A 3100-nucleotide genomic window follows, 5' to 3' on the forward strand; every position below is an offset into this window, starting at 1 on the left:
TGGTTGAAGAAGTTTCGCCGGTTTTCAACGAGATATGAAAAGCTAGCCAAGAGTTTTGCAGCCTTTATCAAACTGGCTTTCTGCCTTCGCTACTTGCGCGAGTTATGTGTGGACAGAAAACCAGCATTTTGAGAACACAGCCTAGCTCTTTGTGCTGAAAACCGAATTCCAGCAGGGATGTTTCATTGACCGGGGCGAAGAGCCCATCCTTGCCTCTGACAGAGAGCGGGGGAGAGGGCTTGGCAAGGGGGGCATCGGGACGATAGCCCGCGCCGATGACGGCGAGGAGGATGCCGTTCCAGCTCTCCTTGAACTCCTTGAACGTGATCACCCGGTTGCCGAGGGCCGGGTCTGCCAGATAGACGCGATCGTGGCGATCGATGGCCCGCAGCACGGCAAAGTGCTGATAGCCGCGAATGTTGAGCAGGACGATGGTGGGCACCCTCACCTGGCGCAGTTTTTCATCGCCCAGTCGATACCCTCTGACCCGCATGCCGAGCATTTGCAGGTACTGCTTCATGTCGAGCATGGAGAAGCCGTAGTGCTTGACCTGCTCCGGGTCTGCCATGGCAAGCATGCCATCCATGACCCAGCGTTCATTGGTTGCATGGCCGTAGGCGTAGCGCAAGATGGTGGCGACGGCGGCGGCCCCGCAGCTGAAATCCGTATGTTGGCGCTCGATGTTGGCGTACCGGCGCTCCAGAATGCTCTGCACCGGTTTGTTGAGATCCCCCAACGCCGGGAGATGCTCCCCCAGTGGCACCGAGCCTGCCCAGACGGCAGGACAGCACAGCAACAGCCAGCGCATTCAGACCTCCAGTGTCAGGGAAAAAGGGGGCACTGGGCCCCCTCGCATCGACTTACTTGGCAAACCCTGCGGCCAGCGAGAGATTGTTCGCTTGCAGGTTGTTGGTCCCCGAGGAGACGTTCACCCCGATGTTGCCCACGGCACCGTTGAAGGCGCCGCCATCGATGGTTGCCCGGTTGAAGGTTTCGCGGCTGGTGTAGGTGTTGACCACGGGAATATACCCGACGGCGTACCCACTGAGCTTGATGTCACCCTCTTCCTTGAACTCGAACTTGCCATCATCTTTCGGGTTGTTGTTGCCGTACCTGTCGTTGTCATTGTCGTGGCCATGTCCTTTCTTGACATCATGACCGGTACCGCCCCCCTCGTAATCGCCCCAAGCCTTGAGACCGAGGAACACACCTGCCTTGTCAACCGTCTTGGTTGCGCTCAGGCTTTGGTTTTCGGTCATGTTCTTGGAGACGCTCTGGCTGTTGGCCACGGTGGCCACGGCCATGTTGCCGGTGGACACGGAGGCTGCCATGTTGTTGGCCTGGACGTTACCCGAGCCCGAGGTCACGTTGACCCCGATGTTGCCTGCGGCATCCTTGAAGGCCCCATCGCCCACACCGGCCTTGTTCTGATGGCCGTGATTGGTCGTCCAGTTGTTGCTGGCGCTCTGGGTGGAGAAGACCTCGGCATCCGACGATCCGCCAGGGGCGCCATGTTGTTGTTGACCACGACCCATGATGAACTCGGCATCGACCTCGTCATAGGCGGCCAGGGAAGCGCTGTTGCCCTGTACGTTGGAGTCACCGGCTGCGACGTTGGCGCCGATGTTACCGGATGCACCCTTGAACGAGCCGTCGATCTTGCTCGTGTTCTCCGTTCTTGTATTGGCGGTGCCTATCATGGAACTGGACTGCTGGTTGTCCACGACGGCCATGCCGAGTTTGTTGACGTTGATGTAGCCGCCGACATTGACCCTGCCTTCGTATTCCACATCGACTTCTGCCTTGACCTTCTTGGTCAAGGTTGCCCCTGTCTCATCTCTGTCACCGCGGTAATCGGCGGATGCAGTGCCCGACATGGCCATGATGACCGCGGCGGCTAATGAGCTATAAATAAGTCCACGCATAATGAGTCTCTCCATTGAACTTTCAGCGGAAGATATGCCCATCGGCTGATACCCCCGGGCCTGGCTTCCTATCCCTGCGGCATCATGGGGATGCCGTTACTGCGCCAGCCAGGGGCAGGGAAACCATGTTGACTGACTGGTTTCCCTGTCCCGTGACCTGGCTCACCTGAATGACCCCCTTGCTGCCCGTGAGGGCGGTGTCATCCAGATAGATGCTGGTAGTGGTGTTGGCGGGGGGCTTTCCCCCTGGGGTCTTCGCGACGCTGGAGCTGAGATTGATGTCGGTCACGACACCCAGGCCGCTGTCATCGAGGGACAGGGCGAAGGCGTTCAGTTGCTGGTTGCCCTCACCCGCCCCCTGATTGATGCCGACCAGTCCCCGGTTCTGGCTCAGGGCCGAGCCCAGGATGGCGACGCTCTGGCTGCCGTTCAGATTGGTGGTGGATTGATTCAGCTGACCAAATTGAATGACGGCCGGACCCGAAATGGCGATGGCGGCAAGATTGCCTTGTTGGTTGTTATTGCCGGCAACCATATTGACGCCCATGGAACCACGAATATTGCTCAATGCCTGAGCACCGAGATCGACCCGGTTTTGCGCCATTGAGGGGGGGGCAAATGCCAGAAAAGGAAATGCTGCCAATGCAATATATATTTTCATGTTCTGTCTCCATCTGCCAGGAGGGCTTATTGGAGAGAGCAACGACCATGCCAATTTACAACCATATGATTTTTAGTTTTTTTTATTTGATGTAATTGTTTTTACGTCTCAATATTGAGAGCGACATATTATGTCGTGAAGTAAGCGCTTATTTATCAATGGATTTATTTTTTCTCACGGATAATTTGGCTGTCTCAATATTGTGGTGCCATCAATCTAAAGGCGGGATGGTTTATAGTTATCATCGTCTGGCCATATTAAATGGCGCCATTTGATGATAAAGGGAGTTATCTGGACAAGTCGTCAGACTCCTTTGTGCAGTGGCGATAACAAGGAGTTGTCCCTATGACAGAAACGGCATTGTTGCTCACATGTACAGAACCTTAAGCGGCAAGCGAATTAATAATACCGTCTAACGTGTTGTTTTGCTTGGATTTTCTCTGCCTACTCTTTTTGCCGTTTTTGGATAAATACACCATTGCCCACTCCAACTTCTCTGTTATTTCCTGCCACG

At 55.4% G+C, this 3100-nt stretch carries 2 protein-coding genes and 2 pseudogenes; 1 reads left to right on the forward strand and 3 read right to left on the reverse strand.

All coding sequences use genetic code 11. The annotated features are described in order from the left end of the window. A pseudogene (locus J9892_RS21320) lies at nucleotides 1–132 on the forward strand (IS5/IS1182 family transposase); the annotation flags it as partial. 157 nt (nucleotides 133–289) lie between these two features. Here the strand turns inward: J9892_RS21320 and J9892_RS21325 are convergent. The 3 genes and pseudogenes from J9892_RS21325 to J9892_RS21335 form a co-directional block, all read right to left on the reverse strand. Next, nucleotides 290–808, reverse strand: a pseudogene (locus tag J9892_RS21325) (C39 family peptidase); the annotation flags it as partial. 52 nt (nucleotides 809–860) lie between these two features. After that, nucleotides 861–1820, reverse strand: a complete 960-nt coding sequence (locus tag J9892_RS21330) for a hypothetical protein (RefSeq protein WP_010673558.1) — start codon at nucleotides 1818–1820, stop codon at nucleotides 861–863. Between the two features lie 187 nt (nucleotides 1821–2007). Next, nucleotides 2008–2586, reverse strand: a complete 579-nt coding sequence (locus J9892_RS21335; protein ID WP_223918471.1) for a hypothetical protein — start codon at nucleotides 2584–2586, stop codon at nucleotides 2008–2010. Nucleotides 2587–3100: the final 514 nt, after the last annotated feature.

Origin of the sequence: Aeromonas sp. Prich7-2, assembly GCF_017939255.1 — a bacterium.
In the GTDB taxonomy this organism is placed as follows: Bacteria; Pseudomonadota; Gammaproteobacteria; order Enterobacterales; family Aeromonadaceae; genus Aeromonas; species Aeromonas caviae.

What these genes read in the sequence shown, in the direction of transcription:
- J9892_RS21335 (WP_223918471.1), bottom strand. Translation starts at nt 2,586, where the DNA reads ATGAAAATATATATTGCATTGGCAGCATTTCCTTTTCTGGCATTTGCC.